The sequence below is a fragment of the Flavobacterium xizangense genome (assembly GCF_054075145.1).
In genome coordinates, this window is record NZ_JBSIPG010000008.1 from 161,549 (window position 1) to 185,365 (window position 23,817).

18 protein-coding genes are annotated in these 23,817 nt (G+C 31.6%); 10 read left to right on the forward strand and 8 right to left on the reverse strand.

The genetic code is table 11. The annotated features are described in order from the left end of the window. Positions 1 to 134 precede the first annotated feature (134 nt). From ACWA1B_RS17260 to ACWA1B_RS17275, 4 genes are read left to right on the forward strand one after another with little or no spacing between them, the layout of a single operon-like run. The gene (locus ACWA1B_RS17260) at positions 135 to 2,933 is read left to right on the forward strand and encodes a glycosyl hydrolase (RefSeq protein WP_456909018.1); all 2,799 of its coding nucleotides are present in this window, start codon (positions 135 to 137) and stop codon (positions 2,931 to 2,933) included. 22 nt (positions 2,934 to 2,955) lie between these two features. Beyond that, entirely contained in the window at positions 2,956 to 4,080 is a 1,125-nt protein-coding gene (locus ACWA1B_RS17265) for a glycoside hydrolase family 88/105 protein (RefSeq protein WP_456909020.1), read from the forward strand. Continuing rightward, entirely contained in the window at positions 4,080 to 7,046 is a 2,967-nt protein-coding gene (locus ACWA1B_RS17270; protein ID WP_456909022.1) for a glycoside hydrolase family 2 protein, read from the forward strand. The genes ACWA1B_RS17265 and ACWA1B_RS17270 overlap by 1 nt, the downstream gene beginning before the upstream one ends. Then, positions 7,030 to 8,835 carry a prolyl oligopeptidase family serine peptidase gene (locus ACWA1B_RS17275; protein ID WP_456909024.1) on the forward strand — a complete coding sequence of 602 codons (1,806 nt, stop codon included), beginning with the start codon at positions 7,030 to 7,032 and terminating at the stop codon, positions 8,833 to 8,835. The genes ACWA1B_RS17270 and ACWA1B_RS17275 overlap by 17 nt, the downstream gene beginning before the upstream one ends. A gap of 93 nt (positions 8,836 to 8,928) precedes the next feature. On the opposite strand, the gene ACWA1B_RS17280 is transcribed toward ACWA1B_RS17275, so the two are convergent. From ACWA1B_RS17280 to ACWA1B_RS17290, 3 genes are all read right to left on the reverse strand, one after another. Beyond that, a complete protein-coding gene (locus ACWA1B_RS17280; protein WP_456909026.1) occupies positions 8,929 to 9,378 on the reverse strand; it encodes a hypothetical protein in 450 nt (149 codons plus the stop codon). A 206-nt stretch (positions 9,379 to 9,584) separates the two neighbouring features. Next, on the reverse strand, positions 9,585 to 10,130 hold the full coding sequence (locus tag ACWA1B_RS17285) for an LURP-one-related/scramblase family protein (RefSeq protein ID WP_456909028.1): 546 nt from the start codon (positions 10,128 to 10,130) through the stop codon (positions 9,585 to 9,587). A 137-nt stretch (positions 10,131 to 10,267) separates the two neighbouring features. After that, entirely contained in the window at positions 10,268 to 10,813 is a 546-nt protein-coding gene (locus ACWA1B_RS17290; RefSeq protein ID WP_456909030.1) for a YcxB family protein, read from the reverse strand. A gap of 384 nt (positions 10,814 to 11,197) precedes the next feature. Here ACWA1B_RS17290 and ACWA1B_RS17295 point away from each other — a divergent pair, with 384 nt between their 5' ends. From ACWA1B_RS17295 to ACWA1B_RS17310, 4 genes are all read left to right on the forward strand, one after another. Continuing rightward, complete coding sequence (locus ACWA1B_RS17295) at positions 11,198 to 12,289, forward strand: sensor histidine kinase (protein ID WP_456909032.1); 1,092 nt, start codon at positions 11,198 to 11,200, stop codon at positions 12,287 to 12,289. Between the two features lie 7 nt (positions 12,290 to 12,296). After that, positions 12,297 to 13,619: a sigma-54-dependent transcriptional regulator gene (locus ACWA1B_RS17300; RefSeq protein ID WP_456909034.1), complete on the forward strand. Its 1,323-nt coding sequence runs from the start codon at positions 12,297 to 12,299 to the stop codon at positions 13,617 to 13,619. Between the two features lie 376 nt (positions 13,620 to 13,995). Further along, positions 13,996 to 14,976 carry a helix-turn-helix domain-containing protein gene (locus ACWA1B_RS17305; RefSeq protein WP_456909036.1) on the forward strand — a complete coding sequence of 327 codons (981 nt, stop codon included), beginning with the start codon at positions 13,996 to 13,998 and terminating at the stop codon, positions 14,974 to 14,976. Positions 14,977 to 15,012: 36 nt separating this feature from the next. Next, positions 15,013 to 15,996, forward strand: coding sequence for a helix-turn-helix domain-containing protein (locus ACWA1B_RS17310; protein ID WP_456909038.1), 984 nt, complete (start codon positions 15,013 to 15,015; stop codon positions 15,994 to 15,996). A 60-nt stretch (positions 15,997 to 16,056) separates the two neighbouring features. On the opposite strand, the gene ACWA1B_RS17315 is transcribed toward ACWA1B_RS17310, so the two are convergent. The 3 genes from ACWA1B_RS17315 to ACWA1B_RS17325 are packed head-to-tail and all read right to left on the reverse strand — an operon-like array spanning position 16,057 to position 20,323. Then, a complete protein-coding gene (locus tag ACWA1B_RS17315) occupies positions 16,057 to 18,033 on the reverse strand; it encodes an OmpA family protein (protein ID WP_456909040.1) in 1,977 nt (658 codons plus the stop codon). A gap of 23 nt (positions 18,034 to 18,056) precedes the next feature. After that, the gene (locus ACWA1B_RS17320) at positions 18,057 to 18,968 is read right to left on the reverse strand and encodes a PorP/SprF family type IX secretion system membrane protein (protein WP_456909042.1); all 912 of its coding nucleotides are present in this window, start codon (positions 18,966 to 18,968) and stop codon (positions 18,057 to 18,059) included. A gap of 38 nt (positions 18,969 to 19,006) precedes the next feature. Then, on the reverse strand, positions 19,007 to 20,323 hold the full coding sequence (locus tag ACWA1B_RS17325) for a gliding motility-associated C-terminal domain-containing protein (protein ID WP_456909044.1): 1,317 nt from the start codon (positions 20,321 to 20,323) through the stop codon (positions 19,007 to 19,009). 454 nt (positions 20,324 to 20,777) lie between these two features. Here ACWA1B_RS17325 and ACWA1B_RS17330 point away from each other — a divergent pair, with 454 nt between their 5' ends. Together ACWA1B_RS17330 and ACWA1B_RS17335 are read left to right on the forward strand one after the other, a co-directional pair. Beyond that, positions 20,778 to 21,245, forward strand: coding sequence for a Panacea domain-containing protein (locus ACWA1B_RS17330; RefSeq protein ID WP_456909046.1), 468 nt, complete (start codon positions 20,778 to 20,780; stop codon positions 21,243 to 21,245). A gap of 5 nt (positions 21,246 to 21,250) precedes the next feature. Continuing rightward, positions 21,251 to 21,601 carry a hypothetical protein gene (locus ACWA1B_RS17335; RefSeq protein WP_456909048.1) on the forward strand — a complete coding sequence of 117 codons (351 nt, stop codon included), beginning with the start codon at positions 21,251 to 21,253 and terminating at the stop codon, positions 21,599 to 21,601. A gap of 235 nt (positions 21,602 to 21,836) precedes the next feature. Here ACWA1B_RS17335 and ACWA1B_RS17340 read toward each other — a convergent pair whose 3' ends face one another. Both ACWA1B_RS17340 and ACWA1B_RS17345 read right to left on the reverse strand, forming a co-directional pair. Next, complete coding sequence (locus ACWA1B_RS17340; RefSeq protein ID WP_456909050.1) at positions 21,837 to 23,294, reverse strand: tail fiber domain-containing protein; 1,458 nt, start codon at positions 23,292 to 23,294, stop codon at positions 21,837 to 21,839. An 84-nt stretch (positions 23,295 to 23,378) separates the two neighbouring features. Continuing rightward, on the reverse strand, positions 23,379 to 23,817 hold a 439-nt coding region (locus ACWA1B_RS17345), incomplete at its 5' end, for a hypothetical protein (RefSeq protein WP_456909052.1).

Sequence of the window (23,817 nt, forward strand, 5' to 3'; positions counted from 1 at the left end):
CAGGATAGCAAATTGAGTTTCTGCTACTACTTTTACCTTATTACAACCATCAAAAAGTTACTATTATATATCTGTATACTTATATGAAGTAAGTAAATTAGTAACCGCTTTATAAAACTATTGAACCATAACCAATGAAAATAACCACATCAAATTGTCTTATCATCTTTTCTTTCTGTTGGATTTTAAGTGCATCGGCTCAGGAAGCAAATTCGCCTTGGCCACAATCTACAAATATAAATCAGCCTTGGGCGCGCTGGTGGTGGATGGGAAGTGCTGTAGATAAGCCAAACTTAAAAAAAAGACTCTTAGATTTTCATAATGCAGGAATTGGCGGTGTAGAAATTACTCCTATATATGGTGTAAAAGGTGAAGAAGCTAATTTCATTGATTATCTATCGCCAAAATGGATGGAAATGCTCGACTATACCATTCATGTGGCAGACAGTCTACACATGCAAGTTGATATGGTTTTAGGAACAGGATGGCCTTATGGAGGATCGCATGTGACGGTTGCCAATGCCGCAACAAAACTGATTATTGAAAAATATCCGCTAAAAAAAGACGAAACATTTGACCGAAATATTACTGTTGAAAACAAAAAAGAAAAAAATCCTACTGAATTATTATATGTAGTAGCTTATGGAAATGATGGCTCGTATATCAATTTGACCAATCAGCTTAAAAAAAATCAAACCAAAATAAAGGACAAAGCTATTGACGGAAAAGCTGTTGAAATTCCGAACCAAACTGAACCAAATAAATTAAAATGGAAAGCAAAAAAAACAGATTATACTCTTTACGCTGTCTTTAGCGGAAAAACAGGACAACAAGTAAAAAGAGCGGCACCTGGCGGAAGTGGTTTTACTTTAGACCATTATTCTCAAGAAGCATTAGATGCATATGTAGTTCCGTTTAATAATGCTTTTAAAGGTCGAGAAGGCAAAATAAGAGCTATTTTTAATGACAGTTATGAAGTTTATGGCACCGATTTTACGCCTAAATTTTTCGAAGAATTTCAAAAACTGCGCGGTTATGATTTAAAAAAAGAATTGTCTTTATTATTGAATGAAACCGACAGTGAAATTGGTAACCGAATTAGAAGTGATTATCGCCAAACAATTGGTGATTTGTTATTGAATAAATTCGATAAACCATGGACAGAATGGGCACATTCTAAAAACTTTAAAACCAAACTTCAAGCGCATGGATCTCCCGGAAATCTAATTGATTTATACGCTGCCGCAGATATTCCTGAATGCGAAACTTTTGGTTCAATGCCTTTTGATATTCCGGGTTTCAGAAGAGAAAAAGAAGATATTCGTGAAGGCGATGCAGATCCGGTAATGCTAAAATTTTCTTCATCGGCAGCACATATTTCGGGAAAAAATCTAGTTTCTTCTGAAACTTTTACGTGGCTTCGTGAACATTTCAAAGCGGCTTTATCGCAATGCAAACCAGAAGCCGAGGATTTAATGTTGAGCGGCATCAATCATATTTTTCTGCATGGTTCTACCTATTCGCCAGACAGAGCTGCTTGGCCGGGATGGCAGTTTTATGCTTCGGTAAATTTCAATTCAAATAATAGTATTTGGGAAGATGCTCCTTCTCTATTCTCTTATATTGCAAACTGTCAATCCATGCTGCAGCAAGGAAAATCAGATAATGAGATTCTGCTTTATTGGCCAATTTTTGATACTTGGGACAAATATCAAAAAGGAACTTTATTTTTTGAATTCAAAATACATTCACTTCAGGAATGGCTCCATCCGACTTCTTTCTATGCTTCTACCAAAAAACTAATGAATCAAGGTTATGGCGTAGATTTTATCTCTGATAATTTCATTGCCAATGCAAAAGTAATTGACGGAAAAATTATCCTTAATGGCACAAATTTTAAGGCTTTAGTAATTCCTCCAACGCAAAAAATGCCCCTTGTAACTTTGCAGAAATTAATTGAATTGAAAAAAGCCGGAGCAAATATTATTTTTGAAAGCCTGCCAGAATCTGTTCCCGGTTTTAATGATTTTAAAAATCAGGAAAAACAACTTCAAACTCTTTTAACTGTAAACAATGAATTGGTAAAACCAACTTCAGATGTTTTAAAAACTTTAGAAAACGCTCAAATCTATCCTGAAACGCTTGTAAATACAGGTTTAAAATTTACAAGAAGAAATGTAGATGGTGAAAAAATATATTATTTAGTTAATCATACCACTAAAACAATTGATGGATTTATCCCAATTCAGGCTGGAAATAAAGAGGTCGTTATTTTAAATCCGCTTACGCGAGAATTTGGAAATGCCATTGTACAAAAATCGGCCAATACAACATTGGTGAAAATTAAAATTGCTCCGGGAGAATCTTATTTTTTAAAGACTGAAAATACAGCTTCGCAGAAAAAATGGAATTATTATGAAGGAACTGCAGATGCAATTCCGTTAAAAGGAAACTGGAAAATCAACTTTGATAAAGGCGGACCACAATTACCTCCAAGTGCTACTATTTCAAATTTAGAATCTTGGACAAAATTAAGTCCTGAAGCCGAAGCTTTTTCAGGATCAGCAACTTACACATTAGAGTTTAATAATCCAAATGCCAAAATTGAAAATTGGAGTTTGAACTTGGGAGATGTCCGCGAAAGCGCAAAAGTTTGGTTAAATGATGAATTCATTGGCACTGCTTGGTCTGTGCCTTATCAATTAAACATCGGGAAATTAAAACCCGGAAAAAATATCTTAAAAATTCAGGTTACGAATCTTTCTGCAAACCGAATCCGAGACAAAGAATTAAAAGGCGAAGAATGGAAAATTTTCTATGAAATTAATATGGTCGACAAAGATTATAAAAAATTCGATGCTACAAAATGGGCTCCAATGCCATCAGGACTTTTAGGGCCAATCACAATCACGCCATTAAAACAGCTAAACTAACTATTAACTAAGAATACAAAAAATGAAAAAATTATCTTTATTCTTCTCAATATGCTTTTTGTATACGTGTACGATAAACGCGCAACAGCCATTTGATAAAAAATTAGTTCTAAAACAAATGATTTTGGCTAATGATTATTTTATGCAAAAATGGCCCGAAACGGGCAAAACAATTATCACAAACAAAGAACGTCCAAGCAATATTTGGACACGTGGTGTTTATTATGAAGGATTAATGGCGCTTCATGAAATTTTTCCAAAAGAAGCTTATTATGATTATGCTTATTCTTGGTCAGAATTTCACAAATGGGGATTCAATGGAGGCAACACAACTCGTAATGCAGATAATTACTGTGCGGCGCAGACTTACATCGACTTGTACAATTTAGAGCCAGATGCTAAGAAACTAAAAAATACAAAAGCAAACATCAATATGCTTTTAAATACGCCTCAATTAGACGATTGGTCCTGGATTGATGCCATTCAAATGGGAATGCCAGTTTTTGCCAAATTAGGGGTTTTGGAAAAAGACAATCGTTATTTCGAAAAAATGTACCAAATGTACATGTACTCAAGAAACAAACATGGAGATAATGGATTATTCAACCCAAAAGATGGTTTATGGTGGCGTGATGCTGATTTTGATCCTCCGTATAAAGAACCAAACGGAGAAGATTGTTACTGGAGCCGCGGAAATGGATGGGTTATTGGTGCATTAGCAAAAGTACTTACCATTATTCCTGAAAATGCACCGCACAGAGAGCAATATGTAAAAGATTTAAAAGCAATGGCAGCAGCATTAGTTCCAATTCAGAGAGCTGACGGATTCTGGAATGTAAGTTTACATGACCCAACAAATTTTGGTGAAAAAGAAACTTCTGGAACTGCTTTATTCGTTTACGGAATGGCATACGGAATCAACAGTGGTATTTTGAAAAAAGAAACTTACTTACCAGTTGTTCAAAAAGCTTGGGATGCAATGATAAAAGAAAGTTTGCATACAAATGGTGCTTTAGGTTTTTTACAATCAACAGGAAAAGAACCTAAGGACGGTCAGCCACTTTCATATGATAAATTTCCTGATTTTGAAGATTACGGTTTAGGTTGTTTTTTACTTGCAGGTTCAGAAATTTATAAAATGAAATAATGAAAAAAACGCTCTTATTTCTTGTTTTAATTCTTTTTAAAACCTCGATATTTTCTCAGGAATTTAAGAGAGAAAAATACAACTTCAATTCAGATTGGAAACTAAAAACCGGAGACTCTAAAAATGCAGAGTCTTTTGGTTTTAATGATAGTTCGTGGAAAAAAGTCACACTTCCGCATGCATACAATCAGGAAGAAGCTTTTGAAAAAGACATTGAACATCTTACCACAGGGATTGTCTGGTATCGAAAAAAGTTTAAACTTCCAAAAGGAATCAAAAACCAGAAAATATTTCTGGAGTTTGAAGGAATTCGACAAGCTGGAACCATTTACATCAACGGTCAAAAAGTTGGAATGCATGAAAACGGCGTAATGGCTTTTGGTTTTGATATTTCAGATTTAGTTAAACCTTTTCCACAAGAAAATATTGTTGCTCTGCGAATTGACAATGACTGGAAATACAAAGAACAGGCAACTGGAGCGGCTTATCAGTGGAATAACATCAACTTTAATGCAAATTACGGCGGTATTCCAAAAAATGTTTTTCTTCATATAACCAGCAAATTATATCAGACACTTCCACTCTATTCTAACCTAAAAACAACAGGAGTTTATATCTATCCTTCTAAAATTAATATTCAAGAAGGAAACGCTGTCATCAATGTGGAAACCGAAATTCGAAATGAATTTGATTCTGCAAAAACAGTTGAATATGATGTAATTATTGAAGATTTGGAAGCAAAAAAAGTAGCTATTTTTTCTGGTGAAAAAATCATAATTTCTGCGAATGAAACTAAAATATTAAAAGCAAATTCTCTCGTAAATAATTTACATTTTTGGAGCTGGGGATATGGTTATTTATACACCATAAAAACCATTTTAAAAATTGACGGAAAAATTGTTGATGAAGTTGCAACTAAAACCGGTTTCAGAAAAACAGCTTTCGCTGAAGGACAATTTTGGCTTAATGACAGAGTTTTACAAGTAAAAGGTTATGCACAAAGAACCAGCAACGAATGGCCTGCAATTGGTATGTCAGTTCCTGCTTGGATGAGTGATTTCAGCAATAAATTAATTGTAGAAGGCAACGGAAATTTAGTACGCTGGATGCATGTCACGCCTTGGAAACAAGATATAGAATCATGTGACCGAGTTGGGTTATTGCAAGCGATGCCAGCAGGTGACGCCGAAAAAGATGCACAGGGCGATACCTGGAAACAGCGTGTAAATTTGATGCGTGACGCTATTATTTACAACAGAAATAATCCAAGTATTATTTTCTACGAAAGTGGCAACGAATCCATCAGCGAAGCGCATATGCATGAAATGAAAAGCCTGAGAGATACTTATGATCCTTTTGGTGGGCGAGCAATTGGCTCGCGCGAAATGCTGGACAGCCAAGAAGCTGAATATGGCGGGGAAATGCTGTATATCAACAAAAGTGCACAAAAACCATTATGGGCAACCGAATATTCACGAGACGAAGGCATGCGTAAATATTGGGATGAATTTTCACCTCCATTTCATAAAGAAGGAGACGGACCATTATACAGAGGAAATCCTGCCACAGATTACAATCATAATCAAGATCGTCATGCTATCGAAAATATTGTACGCTGGTACGATTATTACAGAGAAAGACCCGGAACAGGAAAACGTGTAAATTCTGGTGGTGTAAATATTATTTTTTCTGATTCTAATACACATCATCGTGGCGAGTCGAATTACAGAACAAGCGGTGAAGTTGACGCCATGCGTATTCCTAAAGATGGTTACTGGGCCCATCAAGTTATGTGGGACGGATGGGTCGATGTCGAAAAACAACGAACGCATATAATGGGACATTGGAACTATGCTGAAAATACTGTTAAAAATATTTACGTCGTTTCTACAGCACCAAAAGTCGAACTTTTTGTGAACGGAATTTCGCAAGGTTTTGGAAAAAGAAGTAGTGAATTTTTATTTACTTTCGAAAATATTGCTTGGAAATCGGGTACAATAAAGACGGTTGGTTACGATGAAAATGGAAGTGTTTTTAGTCAAGACGAAAAAAGAACTGCGGGAGAACCATCTCAAATCAAATTAAAATTATATGCACAACCACAAGCAATGCTTGCCGACGGTGCAGATACTGCTTTAATTGAAGTTGAAGTAGTTGATAAAAATGGAAATCAGTGTCCAGTCAGTAATAATATGATTTCGTTTTCTTTAAACGGGCCTGCAACTTGGCTTGGCGGTATTGCTCAAGGCCCAAAAAATTATATTCTTTCTAAAGTAATTCCGGTTGAAAATGGCATTAATCGAGTTTTAATTCAGTCTTTTGATAAAGCCGGAAAAATAACTATTTCCGCGCAATCCAATGGTTTAAAATCGGCCGAATTATCGTTTGAAACTAAAGATGTGAATTCTGTAAATGGCCTTTCACAAGAATTGCCTGGAAAAAATCTTCTTTCCAATTTAGAACGTGGACCAACTCCAAAAACGTCTTCTTATACACAAAAAAGAATTCCGGTAAATATCTTAAATGCCGTTTCTCCTTCAAATAACAATGATACATACAAAAGTTATGACGACAATGAATTAACGGAATGGAGAAATGATGGAAACATTGCTACAGGATCTATAACTTATACGCTTTCAAAACCTTCAATTGTAAATGAAGCTGTTATAAAATTTACAGGCTGGAGAACTAAAATTTATTCGATCCGAATTTTAGCTGACGGAAAAGAAGTATTCAAAGGAAATACTAGTCAAAGCTTGGGTTACATTACTATTCCACTAGAACCAGTTTTAGCTGAAAAAATTACAATTGAATTAATTGGTGCTAATACCGAAAAAGACATATTTTCAAAAATTATCGAAGTAGATCCAACAAAAGAATTAGATTTATATAAAGATAAAACATCGGTTGATGCGACCGGGCAATTACGCATTGTCGAAATAGAATTTTATGAAAAAATCAAATAACTTAAATCGTTTAAAAGCAACATTGCTTTTTGTTTCTTTATCACTTACAATTCCAGTGCTTTCGCAGAAAAAAGAAATTCCATTATGGGATAAAATTCCAGACGAGATTATCTCAAAAGAATATTCTGAAGAAGTAGATCACAAAAACGAACTTTCAGAAGGAGTTCGAAAAGTAACGTTGCCGACACTTACGGTTTATTTAGCAGATCCAGAAAAATCAAATGGAACATCTGTTGTAATTTGTCCCGGAGGCGGTTATGGAATGCTTGCCATCAACAAAGAAGGCTTTAAAGTTGCCGAATGGTTTAATAGTTTAGGAATAAATGCTTTTGTCTTGAAATACAGACTGCCAAGCGATTTAATAATGAAAAACAAAACCGTTGCTCCACTTCAAGATGCGCAAGAAGCAGTAAGACTTGTTAGAAGAAATGCTTTAAAATGGAAACTGAATCCGAATAAAATTGGCATTATGGGCTTTTCTGCCGGAGGACACTTGGCTTCTACTTTGTCAACACATTATAACGACAAAGTTTATATGCCTTCAGACACAACTAGTGCTAAACCAAATTTTTCGATTTTAATTTATCCTGTAATTTCTATGCAGGAAGGCGTAACGCATCAAGGTTCTAAAGACAATTTGCTAGGTAAAAATGCCTCCAGTGAATTAGCTGACAAATATTCAAATGAAAAAAAAATAACTACTGAAACTCCAAAAACATTTTTAGTTCATGCAACAGATGACAAAGCAGTTCCGGTTGAAAACAGTATCAATTATTATCTGGCATTAAAAAAAGAAAAAGTTCTGTCAGAAATGCATTTATATGAAAACGGAGGTCACGGTTTTGGATTAGGCGTAAAAGGAACAAATGCAAACTGGCCAAAAGACTGCGAAAAATGGCTAACAGCAAACAATTACACTTTAAAACCAGATGGTTATGTATTTAGCTATTTTAAAGGAAATGGTGAAGACGGACTACATTTAGCTTATAGCGAAGATGGCTATAAATGGACTGCTTTAAAAAACGACACTTCATTTTTAACGCCAGAAGTTGGAAAAGACAAATTAATGCGAGATCCATGCGTCATTAAAGGTGGAGATGGATTATATCATATGGTCTGGACGGTTAGCTGGACTGATAAAGGCATTGGATACGCTTCTTCAAAAGATTTAATTCATTGGTCAAAACAAGAATTTATTCCAGTAATGACTCACGAAGAAAAAGCTAGAAATACCTGGGCACCGGAAATTACGTATGACGAAAAATCAAAAATTTATATGATTTATTGGGCTTCTACGATTGACGGAAAATTTTTAGAAACAAAATCGGAAGAAGAAAAAGGTTATAACCATCGAATTTATTATACCACAACCAAGGATTTTAAAAAATTTGCAAAAACGAAATTACTATACGAACCTGGTTTTAATGTAATTGATGCTACAATTGTAAAGCAAGGTCAGCAATTTGTTATGTATTTAAAAGATGAAACACGAAACCCAGTTCAGAAAAATATCAAAATTGCATTTAGCAAAAATTTGACTGGTCCATATAGTCCAGCAAGCAAGGCTATTACTGGTGATTATTGGGCTGAAGGCCCCACCGCAGTAAAAATAGACAACAATTGGATTGTTTATTTTGATAAATATACGCAAAAAAAATACGGAGCTGTTAAGAAAACTTCAAAAGGCTGGGAAGATATTTCACAACAAGTAATTTTTCCAACAGGAACACGTCATGGAACAGTTATAAAAATTTCTGTAGAAGAAATCAATACTTTAAAAAAAGAATAACATTCCATTCATTTGAAAATAAGAAAGCAGGATATTGAGCAACCTATATCCTGCTTAAAAAAAATGAATTAATATAATTTTTATATTTTTTTATCACATTAAAAAAAACAATCCTTTATAAAAGTTATTAAATTGAGTTTGAAAAATAGAACTGTTTAAAAGGTTCTCATCCTTACTTTGATTTTTAAATTTTGAATTGTCTGTAAGATGTCGTTTTAGTTCACTTATTATTTCAGGTCTTGTTTTTGTATTATCCAAAACAATTAAACTACTAACTTCATCTAAAAAAGATAAACTACTGTATAGCTGTTTATTAAACAGGCAAACCAAAATATTTCGCCCTTTCTTATCCATCTTTAAGAATTCTAATAATTCGTTTTTTTCATAAACAACGAATATTGAACGATCAAATTGAATTGTGTCTTTTTCGCTATTAAACAAAAAAGATTGTTCTAGAAAATCGAACTCATCTTTGAATCTTTTTTTAAACATTTTTAAAAAGATGCCCTTATTATCACGTACTAAAACTTTTTCCCTCTTCATAATGCAATAAGATTTTTTTATTATTTAAATTTAAAAAGTCATTAAAACAATGTTTTATAACATTAATAATCAATCACTTAATATAACTCAGCAAAGTTAAACACAGGAAATTATGATTGTTTACACTATAAGACAAAAAACAATCATTATAAGCTTTATATCAATAATATGATAAAACATTGTTTTCATGATTTTATAAGAATTATCTAAAAAACCATATTAATAGCAAGAGCACTAGATAAAATGACAATTTTATCTTCAAAACTGGTAACAATTTCATCGATTATTATATCATATTTACCACTTGATCTAATTGAATCATCTCTACGCGTTATTTTTCCAATTTCATTTTTACTACTATTAGCGATAGTAAAACACAAACCCTTTTTATTACCATATATTAATGCTATAACTTCATCAGCGGCATTTAATATTTTTAGATTGCGCTTAAAAAAAGAAAACCGTTGCTCAATGCTTCCTACTTTCTTCCCATCGGCATCTTTGATAACAATTTTTGAATAGAAAACATGCCAGCAGCGTGATAAGGATACTTTCAAAACTCCATTTGCATTTCGTAGTTCAAATACAACCAAAAAAATGCTCAAGCCTTTATTTTTATGTGCAATGGGCTTTCCTTTTGTAATAAAGCCAATGCATTCGCGTCTATCATTATAAATCCTAATTTGATTACGAGATTTTTTTCTTTTTTTGTCAATAAAGTAACTTCTAGTATCAAAAAAAATTGTTTTCATTAAATTTATTGTTATTCTTTTTTACATACGATTTTGTTTTTAAAACATCGAAAAGCTTATACCTATCATTATTTGTCAAATAAGTTTAAAGGCAATAAATAAGCAAAGAGTCCGAGTTTTAAAATCAAAATACTTTTTCAACAAATTTTAGTAATAGGTGTCACTCTATCTTCAACAAAGGCAATCAACTCTTTCATATTCCTGTTTTTAGCACATTTGTTAGATATTGAAATTATATATCCATTTCTCTCTTTTACGTAGAGAAGAAAAAAGTCTTTGGTCAAAATCGCTTTTTCAATTTGGCTCCATTTATGACTTATTTCCCCCAAAGGTGAATGAATATGTATAACGGAACTGGTGAAATTTAATTTATATTTCGAAATAAATTTATCGAACTTCAGAAGCCTTTTGATCAGTTGAAAAATAAGACTGCAGATAGTATTTACAAACGAATACTGCAACAGAAAAAAGAGTATTATAAAGATTAGGTTTCTAATAATCCATGTAACATAATCACTGCTATTGTGTAAATAAAAAAAGTCAAAAAAAATGACAACGATTAAAATCATTCCTGAAAGGATTCGAATTCTTCCTTCCCATAAATTTTTAAAATACATTTTATTTAGCTTTCGTATTTCAGTGACATTTAATTCGAATTCCAGAGAAAAATGAGAATCACTCATATTAAGATCAATTTTTTTTTAGATTTTTTTGCTTTGTTCATTTGAAATGAACATACAAAATTACTCTAACAGTGATTGCTTAGCAAAGCTATTAAGTCATGAATATATTAAAATAAGACATCTTTTCCTTTTAATAAAAAAGCTACAAAAACTCCTTACAACAAGTTCTAATCAATTAATTTAAAATACTCGTCTTTTTATACAAAAAAGACGTTTTAAAAATGACTTAAATAAGACATAAAAACAATAGATTAAGACATAAAAAAAACATTCTATTTATTTTATTTTCAAATAGTTAACTATAACAAATCTTTATATTTTTTTCTTTATTTTTTATTTACTTTTGGCCGCATTTAAACATATTAATAGCTAATTTCCTTTAAAATGAAAGCTGAAAAAATCGAAAAAAAACTCAAAGAAAGAATCAAGGAATTAACTTGTCTATATGAAATTTCTAAAACAATTTCGAAATCGAATTTATTTGAAGAAAAAGTTCTAATAAAAGCAATTAACAGCATCAAAAAAGCGTGGCAATTCAGTGAAGATGCTATTGTCGAGATACGACTTGGAAATTATCATCTAACAACAACTGAAGTTCCAGAAAACAGTATATTTCAGGTCAGTTTTATCAAACTTCCCGATACAAAACCAGGTTTTATAAAAGTTCATTATCCATCGGAGAAATATAAACAAAATCATTTTCTTTCTGATGAACAAAAACTTCTGGATATGGCATCTCACGAAATTGGGGCTTATATTGAAAAATTCCAGATTTTGGAAAAGGAAGCTTCATTAAGAACAACACTTGAACATATTGATCGCTTGACTATTCTCAGTGAAACGATATCCGGAATTGCACATGAGCTTAACAATCCACTGGGAAATATTTTAGGTTATGCTGAATTGATTAAAATCACAAATAATAATCCCGAAATCGATTCAGATATTTCCACAATTATTAACTCAGTAGTTTATACACGTGAAATTGTAAAGAAATTAATGTTTTTTTCCTGTGAAATGCCTCATCTGTCAAAAAATCAAGAAATCAATCCTATTGTAACTTTCACTTTATCGATTCTAAAACAAAATTTTCAGAAAAAGGAAATAAAAAGCGAGTTGCATTTCAATAATACAATTTCAGAAGCAAAAGTGGATGCCGTTCAAATAACACAGCTTCTTTTTAATTTATTAATTAATGCCATTCACGCTTCTCCAGAAAAGAGCACCATTAAAACCATTATCGAAAATGATGCTGAAAATATTTTCATAAAAATAGCAGATCAAGGCCATGGAATACCTAAAGAAATAAAGCAAAAAATTTTCGATCCATTTTTTACAACAAAAACTTCAAAAAACGGATCTGGTTTGGGCCTTAGTGTTGTTCATGGAATTGTAAAAAATCATAATGGTGAAATAACCGTAATGGACAATACTCCAGCAGGCACAATTTTTATAATACGTTTACCTATCAGCTAATATCCAAATGAATTTCAAAAAAAGAAATATACTTATTGTAGATGATAATTACGAAATGCTGAATCTTTTTCAGCGTACTGTAAAGGCACTAAATTATTCTACTTACAAAGCTTCTTCAGTCAATGAAGCAATTGGAGTCCTAAAAAACCATTCTATCGATTTATTAATTACAGATTTAAATATGCCTGAAATAAACGGCATAGAATTACTAAAATATACTGAAGAACACTTTCCAAATACAGCAAAATTAGTCGTGAGCGGAATGTCTTCGGTTGAAAATGCTGTAAATGCGATAAAATCAGGTGCATTAGATTATATTATAAAACCTTTTACTTCAGATGAACTTTCCAATGCTATTAAAAGTTCTCTTGAAAAAAATGCAAAAATAGCTGATGACTATTTTTTGAATACAGAACAAGAAAACTATGCCGGAATAATTGGACGCTCTTCACAATTCAAAAATCTAATCGATATAATTAAACGAGTACAAAATAATAAGGCGAATGTTTTAATAGAAGGCGAAAGCGGCACAGGCAAAGAACTTATTGCCAAAGCGATTCACTATCAGGGTACATTAGCAAAAATGCCTTTTATAGTCATTAATTGCGGAGGGCTTCCAGAAAATTTATTAGAATCTGAATTATTTGGATATGTTAAAGGCTCCTTTACCGGCGCTTCTGAATCAAAAATTGGCTTATTTCAAGCAGCATCTGGAGGAACTATTTTTTTAGACGAAATTGGAAATGCTCCAATGACCGTTCAAACCAGACTTTTAAGAGTAATTCAAGAAAAAGAAATTACTCGTATTGGGAGTACAAATAGCCAAAAAATAAATGTTCGAATAATTTGTGCTACAAATAACAACTTAAGCGAAATGGTTGCAAAAGGCACTTTTCGGGAAGATTTATATTATCGCATAAACGTTGTGAATATTCAAACAACACCTTTGCGTGAAAAAACAGAGGATATACTACTATTGGCAAACAGTTTTTTAAAAAAATATAGTGTCGAATATAATAAACCGGAATTAACAATGGATGATAAAGTTTCTAATTTGTTAGTACGCTATTCCTGGCCAGGCAATGTAAGAGAACTCGAAAATATAATTCAGCGGATGATTATTATGAGTGATGATACAATAACACTTCAAAACGTTCCAGATCATTTAAAATATCATATTCCATCACAAATCGATTTTTTAAAATCATTAAAGGAATTTGAAAAGGAACATGTTTTGAAAGTATTAAATTCAGTTAACAACAATAAATCAAAAGCTGCAAAAATTTTAAAAATTGATCGTAAGACATTGAATCAAAAAATTACTGAATAGTTAATTAGAACAACAAGCATATTTGGAGATTTTTATCTCCTTTTTTTTGCTTAAAAAACAACAAGCAAAAAAAGGGGAATTCATCCCATATTGAGGATAAATTCCTACCATAATAAAAAGACTTTTATAAAGTTAAAAAAATAATGCACTGACATTCAATCACTAATTTAAAAATATAAACATTCGGTATATTGTTTGTCTACAAGAAGTCAAATAAATGATAAAATAAGTTTTATAATTTGAAACTGAAGGAGTTCTGTATATGATGTAATAATAATTATAATTAATTAAAAAAAAGAGAAAAGCGACCAAAACAAACTAAATATCAACATATTAACAAAAAAATAGTAACTTTAATATAAAAAACTACTACACTGTGAAAACAATTGAACATTCTTATAGCGCAGATTTAAATTGGGTAGAAAATTTAGCTCAACAATTTGGAGGAAAAGTTGAGGGGAATTTTATTACAATTCCTGAAGATATACAAACCGGAACCCGTTATTTTTTACAATGCCAGGATGGGATTATTGCTTATTACATAGATGTCGAATACAAACGCGACCTGCACCTCATCCAAAAAAACATCAATCCTGACTTTGTTGGTTATTATTATAATCTAACTGATGGAGAAGCTACTGTTTCAACTCATAATTTCATTTACGATGTCAGCAGGTGGCAATACAATTTAACCGTTATTGATGGAACTCTTGATTCAGATTATCACGTAAAAAAAGGAAGTAAAACTTTTGCGCTTGTTATTTTTATCAGAAAAGATATCATTGAATCTTTTGCAAAAAAATATGATATCGTATTGCCAAACATCAATCAGATGATTGATCCTTCCAAAAATACTATGGTCCGCTTTGATCGAATGAGTAGCGACAGTTTCCATATTTTAGATGATTTAAGAAAAAAGAAAGTTGGAGGGCCAATATTTGACCTTAACTTAATAGGCTCTGTACATTTACTTATTTCAAATTATTTAAAAAAAATAGCCAGTAAACGTATCATAATTCAAACTGTCAATCAGGACGATTTAAAAAATATCATCGCAATCCAAACTTATTTGATTGAAAATATTTTTGAACATTTTCCTAGCATTAAATTTCTTGCTGAAAAGGCAAATATGTCTGAATCTAAATTTAAAAACTTATTTAATAAAATCACAGGCGATACTCCTAATAGTTTTTTTATGAAGAACAAATTACTTCTTGCAAAAGAGTTGCTTGAAACAAAACAATTATCAATTTCTCAAATTTCAGACAAATTAAATTTTACTAATAATTCTTATTTCGCATCGAAATTCAAGGAACATTTTGGAGTTTCACCCAAAATATTTATAAAAGAATTATAAAATGGTCGCAAATAATTTTTTTAGCTATTTAAAATTATGAAAAAAATATTTCATTATTATAGTTTAACCCCCGAATGGCAACAACAATTTGCAGAGCAGATTGATGCAAAAATAATTGAAGACAAAATAATTGTTTTTCCAGAAAAAATTGGAAAAGGAAATTCGTACTTTACTCAAATTACTCCTTCGATTTCAGTCTTTTTCATAGATGTTAGATTAAACATTCCTCTGAAAATATGCAGAGAACCCTCAAATAATGAATTATTCATCTTTCATTATGATTTGAGTGAGCATATAAATTTGATTAAAATAAATAATAAAGATTATGAAATAGGATCGTATGACAAATTGGATCTTGCAATTATTGATAATGAAATTGCGAGCTCCTATAAACCCGCTGTAAATGAAAGAACATTTGCTTTGCGAATACTTGTCGACAAAAAATTATTAGCTGATTTTATTAATAAATACCCAAAAACAGAATACAGAAACAAAATAAAAAATAATTCAGATGCTTTTTATCATTATGGAAATATTGACAGTAATAGTACTTTGTTGTTGCAATCTTTAAAAACAAAAACTATAAATGATTTATCATTTGATTCATTTATAAAAGGGGTGTCTTTAAAATTGCTAGGTAATTTCTTTAGCAGATTTTATGAAATACAAAACAACGTATTAACAGATTCAGAAAATGAAGCAATAAATAAAACAAAAGACTATTTGATTGCTAACCTATATGGACCTTTTCCATCCATAGTTTTTTTAGCTGCATTGGCAGGAATGTCCGAATCAAAATATAAAGCAGCTTTTAAAAAATGTCTTTCTACTACTCCAAACACTTTTTTCATTCAGGAAAAAATGAATCTGGCGAGGAAACTCCTTAAAAGTGGAGAATACAACACCATGACTGAAGTTATGTATGAACTTAATTATACTAAATTAAGTTATTTTTCTTCAAAATATTTTGAAATATTCCATCAAAAACCTATTGATGATTTTATAAAAAAGAGGCATTAAAGAACATCTAAGAAATAAAAAAGGTACTCGTTTGAGTACCTTTTTTATTTCTTAGATGTTTTAGTTTGAAAAATTAATAATGAATTCAGAACGTCTGTTGAGTTGATGCTCGGCTTCAGAACATTTAACTCCGTTTGCGCATTTATTAAGCAAACGTGTTTCTCCATATCCTTTTCCACTTACACGATCAGCACTAATACCATGATTTACTATGTAATCTACAGTTGCTTTTGCTCTGTTTTCTGATAATGTCATATTAAATTCATCACGTCCTCTACTATCTGTGTGTGAGTTAACCGTTAATGTAATAGTTGTATGCGATTTCATTATTTCAACAACTTTATTCAGCTCAGCTTTTGAAGATTCTCTGATTTTGTATCCATTGTAATCAAAATAAATTGGCAATAATTTTAATGTTTTGGCAAGATCATCATCCTCATTAAGCTTAACTCTATCTCCATCAACAATAACTTCCCTTTCATTTACAAATTCAAATGAATATTCCTTCTTTTCTGCAGGTTTTAATTGTGGAACATTCTGATTCTTTTCAGCCACACCCGACTTTTTATAAACCAATTGGTAGTCCTTATACGATTCTAATTCTGTTAAATATTTACCATTTTTATCACTATATACAGTATTTACAATATCTCCAGCAGCATTATGAATTTCAATCGCCATGCCTTCAATTGGTTCTCCTGTTGTAAATTTCAAAGTACCAAATACCAAAGGATGGTAATTAAAATCAAAAGTCACAGGTCTATTCTCCGTAAAACCATAAATATCATCATTTCCATCTCTATTAGAAGAAAAATAACCTTTTTTAGTATCGTCTTGAATAACATAAGCAAAATCATCTGAGTTAGTGTTTACACCGTCTCCTAAATTTGCAATATGGTAAATACCCTTCTCATCTTTAACAGCAGCAAAAACATCAAGCCCCCCAAGTCCAGGATGTCCATCTGATGAAAAATATAATATTCCAGATGAATCTACGAATGGATACGTTTCTCGACCAGGTGTATTTATTTCATCACCTAATTTGGTTACATCATTTCCGACAAACCCCCCTTTTTTTAAACTTACAACATAAATATCAGAATTCCCAAATGAATTATTGCGATCAGACACAAAATATAATTCGCTTTCATCAGCACTAATTGCTGGATGAGCAGAAGAGAAACCATCACTATTAACAGGATAGCCTAATTCTTTAACATTCTTCCATTGTCCATCAATATTCTGTGCAGAATAAATTTTTAAATAGGTAGTCCCTTTTTTGTCTTCCCCAAGTTTGCCTTCAATATAATTGTTTCTTGTAAAAAACATTGTTTTACCATCTTTAGTAATTGCAGGCGTACTTTGATGGTATTTTGTATTTACTTCACCTTTTACAAGAACGGGATTTTGAAGACCGCCATCTGTCGTAACATCAGCAGTGTAAAGTTTTAAAAATGATTTATCGTTCCAGCTGTGTTTACGTTTAATAATTACGCCTGTATCTTTTGCTGAAGTATAAATCACTTTATCTTTTCCATAAAAAGCAGTTCCAAAATCAGAAAATGGGCTATTAAGCTGTACCGCTTTATAATCATAACGACCTGATTGTTTTTTAATAGCATCTAAAAGTTTAGCTTCATTCCAATCATCACTTAAATCTTTAGAGCCAGATTTTGAATAATATTTTTTCATTATTTCTTCAGACTCTTTGTACTTCTGACTATTATTCAACGCCTGAGCATATCTAAAATAATATTCAGGTTCAACGCTTGAAGCATTTACCATTTTTGAATAACATTTGACAGCTTCTGGATATTTTCCGTTATAATAATAACAATCACCTAATTTACTGTAAACTTCGACAGAAGTATTTCCTTTATTAATTGATTCTTCGTATAATTTTGCAGCCTCTATAAAAGCAAATTTATTATAAGCCTCATCTGCTTTCTCTAATTTTTTATCCTGAGCTTGTATTGTACCAATGTTCATTATACAAACCATTAGTAAAATAAAAGCAATTTTTAATTTTTTATCCATAATTATATTTGTATTTAACAGTGTTAGAAGAATCTTGGAGTTACTAATCTTGATTTTGAATTTCCAAATAATTCAAATCTTAAAAAGATCTCATGAGAACCTGAATTATAGTTTCCAATGTGCGTTGTGTCATAATCATAAGCATAGCCAATGTTAAGACCATCGGTAATTTGAAAACCTGCCATTCCACTTACGGCAGCATCCCAACGATAAGCAGCACCCAAAGTAAATTTGTCGTTGATTAGGAAGTTTGCTGATAAATCGACTGCAAGAGGTGCGCCTAAAACTGCTTTTATCATTGCTGCAGGTTTAAACTTCAAATAGGGATTCAAATCAAATACATATCCTCCCATAAGATAAAAATGCGATGAAGAAGAATATGTTGTTGCTTTTGCATCATCAAAAAATGTAGTTTTTAATAATCTTGGAGCAGATAAACCAACATACCAGTTGTAAGAATGAACATAAAAACCAGCACCAACATTAGGCGACATTTTAGATTCTATTCCAGTCAAATAAGGATCTGGATTTTCAGGATTGATTTTACCATAATCTACTGTAAAATTGTCCAAACCTGCAGAAATACCGAATGAATATTTCACATCTGTACTTCCTAAAATAGTATAAGAATAATTTGCCGTTACCCCTGTTGCTTTTGTTGGTCCAATCTGATCACTTACCACATTTAAACCTAGTCCGCTGTGAATACCTACTGGGCTCTGAACAGAAAAATTCATTGTTTTTGGTGCTCCATCTAAACCAACCCATTGTGTCCTATATAAACCCATTGCACTTAGCACTTCTCTTGATCCTGTATATCCAGGATTAAATGTCATTGTATTATACATGTACTGTGTATACTGCGATTCCTGCTGAGCCGAAGCTCCTAAGGTACCAGCTAACAATACCATAACTATGTAAAAAATATTTTTCATTACTTTTCAATTACTTATTAATTCTTAAAACCCTAAGATTATCGATTATTGATATACAGGTATCCTGCTTTTTCAATCACTTTTGTACCATTATTATATTTCAGGATATAGAAGTAGGTTCCTGTAGGCAATTTTTCATTTCTGTTGATTGTCGCACGTCCATCAGAATAGCCCGCAAACATCACATCGCTTTCATTATACCCTTTAGCGTCGTAAACTTTTACACCCCATCTGTTAAAAATTTCAACTGTATTATCTGGATATTTATCAATTCCTTTAATATGGAAAGTATCATTTAAACCATCGCCGTTTGGAGAAAGTGCGTTGTAAACTATTAAGTCATCTGGTTTTGGCACATCTTTATCAGCTATTGCAAGTGTAAACATTCCATATCCGTGTACCTCGTGAGTTACTAATTGCGTGTAGCCTGCTCCTGGACTTACACTTGCATCAATTATTTTATTACTCGTGACACCACCTTCTTTAATCCATTTTCCAGAAGCCTCATCCCAACGTACTATTACAACTTCTTTATCGTTATTTAAATTAAAAAATTCCGATGGGGTTGTTCTGGAATCCATTGTTAAACTCAATACTAGCCTATCACTACCTTGATCTTTCGTCACAGTCCAATACTCTGCATTATTGATTAGCTGAATTTGTTGTTCTTTATTTGAATGAGAGTGAATGTCTCCAGAATTTTTATAAAAATATTGTGTAGTATATACATTGCCAGCTGCGCCGACTGCATTGTAAGAAGGCCTAAAAAGCAGTTCATCACCAACTGGATATTCAAATTCTGCACTTCCAATTTTCTGAACTTTACCATCAACAAAACTTGCATCGCTTGCATTTGTATGAACAGCATTTTCATTGAAAATCACCAAACCGTCATAATCATCAGCATCGATAATTCCTTTTTTAAAATCAGCCTCTTTGTTTACTGAAAAAGTTGTCGCTAAATGAAATGGAATTGGAGAATTGAGATTATTAAAAATTACATTTTGAAAATCTGACTGTTGTCCGCCTTCTAGAATTTGATCTTGTTCGCCAATAAAAAAAGTTTTTCCATTTGCTGCAATATTATACCCAACCACTCCATCATTTTTCCAATTTTGAAAAACATAAACCTCGCCATCATTAATAAATTTCCCTGAAGGTGCATTTTCATAATCCATATGGATAGATAATATGACATTATTATATACTTTCATATCTCCATTATTAACCATTTGAGCACTTGCATTATAAGAAGAAAATAATCCTGCAAAAAGTCCTAATGCACAATAAGATTTTTTTTTATTTGCCATTCTAAAAACGGGCAGTTTTTCATTATATAAGTTATTATTTTTCATAGATAGGCATATTTACTATATAAATTATATTTTAAATTAAACCGTAAAATTACTTCATCAATAAAATTTACTTTTACCCTAAAAGTTATTGCTATATCAAAATAGGGTCAAATTACTTTTATAGTATCTCTTTTTTTCTTTTGAATAAAGACTATTTTATTAACATCATTTATTTATTAAACCTCTTTTAAAACAAGGTTGCAAAATTCTGATTATCAACACTTAATTTCAGCCTTTATAAGTTTTTAAACTTATAAATTAAGACATATCTATATGTTATTGGATGAATTAAATTATTTGAAAGAGATTTGTTTATTCAAAAAACAATGAGTAATAAGTAAATACCCACAAAAAAGATAAATTAATATGACTTTTTTTTATTATATAATGAATAACATGTTAAATTGATTAATTTTATCATAATTATATTTAATGATAACTCAAATTTCTAAATGTGTCACAATCAGCTTTATTTTTAGCAGGCGAAGTTCTAAAACGTGCAAAAGAGCAAAATATAGGAATTTCTAATATGTCGCTTCAAAAACTTCTATTCATTGCTAATGGCTTATACCTTGCAAAAAAAGGTAAGCCCTTATTTAATGAACCTATTGAAGTATGGCCATACGGACCTGTAATAAAATCAGTATATCATGAATTTAAAGAATATGGCAATAGTGATATTAAGAAAATTCCCATTGAATATACTATGAATCAAGATCAAGAATTTGATGCTACTGCTAATGAGACTATCAATTTCGCTTTACAAGTGGCTCAAAATCTTAATGCCATCCAACTATCCAACTGGACTCATCTTCCGGAATCTCCTTGGGCAAATGCAAGAAATAATAATGATGAATATATTTCAAACGAGGCTATTGCTGAATATTTTCAACGATTCATAGAACAACAAGAACAATTATAAGAAGCATGGCAGCAAACGTTTCAGGTTTTAATCTTAATAATTTATTAGATGATGCTACAGCAGCTCCAACAAGCCCAGTATCTATTGCTGAGTATATGTCATATGAAAAACATATTCAGGAAATAAAAAATTCAGATCAGAATATGATTGAACGAAAAAATTATGCTGAATATATCTTTAGCTTTACTTGCCTTTGGTGTATTGCGATATTGTTTATCCTTATATGGAAAGGAATGGGAAAACTAAATTTATCTGATGAAATTATTATTACTTTAATTGGTTCATCAACAGTGAACGTTTTTGTTTTCTTTCGGTTAGTTACAAAATATCTTTTTAATGCAGCAAAATCAACATAAGTTAATTTAAATTTTGGATCTAAGATTTTAGTTTTTTGGACATCTGACTGTCTATGATTTAATGGTTTGATAAATACAGAAATCATGAATACAAAGTGCCAAAAAACCATATATTTTATAAAGTTTGGCATTTGGTTTAAAAAAGATTCATCAATAAGTTCTTTTTTAATATTTTATAAATAAAAAACCCCGAATGTATAGCACTCGGGGTTTTTTATTTATAAAATATTTGTTCCTACTTTTTATCTATAAGTTTCTGAACAACTGCTTTAAGATCGTTTAGTTCTTTTTGAAGTGTTTCGATTTGTGATTGCTGTTCTTGTACTGCTTTAACCAATGGTACTACAAACTCTGAATAACGAAGGCTGTAATAATCTTGATCGTTTTGTGGTTTTACAACACCACTAAATTTGTACCCTATCGTATTTGCGGCAGCTTCTACTTCCTGAGCAATAAATCCTGATTGCAGATCTGTAGTTCCTGTTTTCATATGGTAGGTTACGGGGCGTAATTTATTAATGAAATTTAAGCCATAAGTACTTGTATTAATATCTTTTTTCAAACGGAAATCTGAATAATTTGACCAAGCTACAAATCCTCCAATACTAGTTATTAAATTATTTCCAATAGTGACCGTATTAGAACCTCTACCGATAGCATTATTACCTATTACTATTTCATTCGAGTCATTATCTTCCAATGTCTGAGTATTATTTCCAATAAGAATTGAATTAGACATTTTTCTTATTTCAGTTTTACCTGAAAAAAAATCATTCCCAGCTCTAGCACCAATTGCAATATTATTATTACCAGATTCTAGATAATGTAGAGCACCTTCACCAATAGCTGTATTTTCATTACCACTGATATTATTATATAAAGCACTTGCTCCTATTGCAGCATTTGAATTTCCAGTTTTATTTGAAGAAAGTGCTTGAGACCCAACTCCAGTATTACTATAACCGTTATTATTAGAAGATAATGTAAAATCACCAATAGCAATGTTGTTAGTCCCAGTATTGTTTGGTAGTGCAAACACTCCAAATGAAACATTGTCTTCTCCTATTCTTCCACTTATTGCATTCCCTCTCCTAAATACTAGATCAACATTATCTATTGTTCCTATAAAATTTTTATCAGGATTTGTTCCTTTGTTTCCAGCGATATTCCATTTTTGAGATAAATCCTTAGCTAAATCCCCTATTGCTCCTTGCACATTATCAGATGGAACAGCGATAGTTGTTCCATCTATTGCTTCTATTGGAGTACTTGGAGTTAGTAATGCTGTTTGAATAGGTGATGATATAACAAAAGGATTCTTAACCGTACCTTCTCCTAGAACACTTACATTTTCTCCTCCTGTAACTCCAATTAAACTGCCAAAACCTGCCACACGCAGCTTTCCGTCAATATCAGTAACTAAAATACTTTCCGTATTAAACTTAAATCCATTAGCTGATTGTAGTCCAGTTATAGACAAAGTATTAGTTGCACTTGCTCCTATATCCGTAGGCTCAGTTAACTCACCTCCCAGCTTAATTTTTCCCATATATGAAGACAAACCATTTTCTGCAGTATTAATGGTATTTGGGTTTATTTTTACTTTTTTTCCATTTGGAGTTACCAATGTTTCTGTTTGTGCCATTATGAATCCTCCTTGGATTAACAATAACATACATATTATTTTTTTCATTCTTAATTATTTAAAAATTTTATTACAATACTAGAAAAGTCCTTTACCTTTAAAATAGCTTTCGGACCTTGCAACTTTAAACGACTATTTAAAATAATCAAACATTACATTATCATTATCAATTTGGTCTGTACCTAAAATAAAACCACCATTATTTGCAGGGTTGTATGTAACTGTACTGCCAACTACAGAAAATGCATTTTTATTAATTCGAACACCATTGATATACATAACCACTTTAGATAATGAAGAGGGTGCAGTTTCTAATGCAAAGCTTGTCTGACCTGAAGTCGGAGCAAATTCATTTATAACTTGCTGAGGTACAACAGCATTAATAATGTACGCATCATTAACTTTTCCTGTGCCTGTAATGGTAATATTTGTACCCGCAGTTACACTTCCGATAGCTAATGCACTAAGGTCAATTACAGTTGGGGTACCACTCTCTCCATTATAGGTTAACTTGTTAGAAGTTGAATCATAAACCAAAGTTGTTTTTGTTTCGGCATTTCCTACCAGAGAT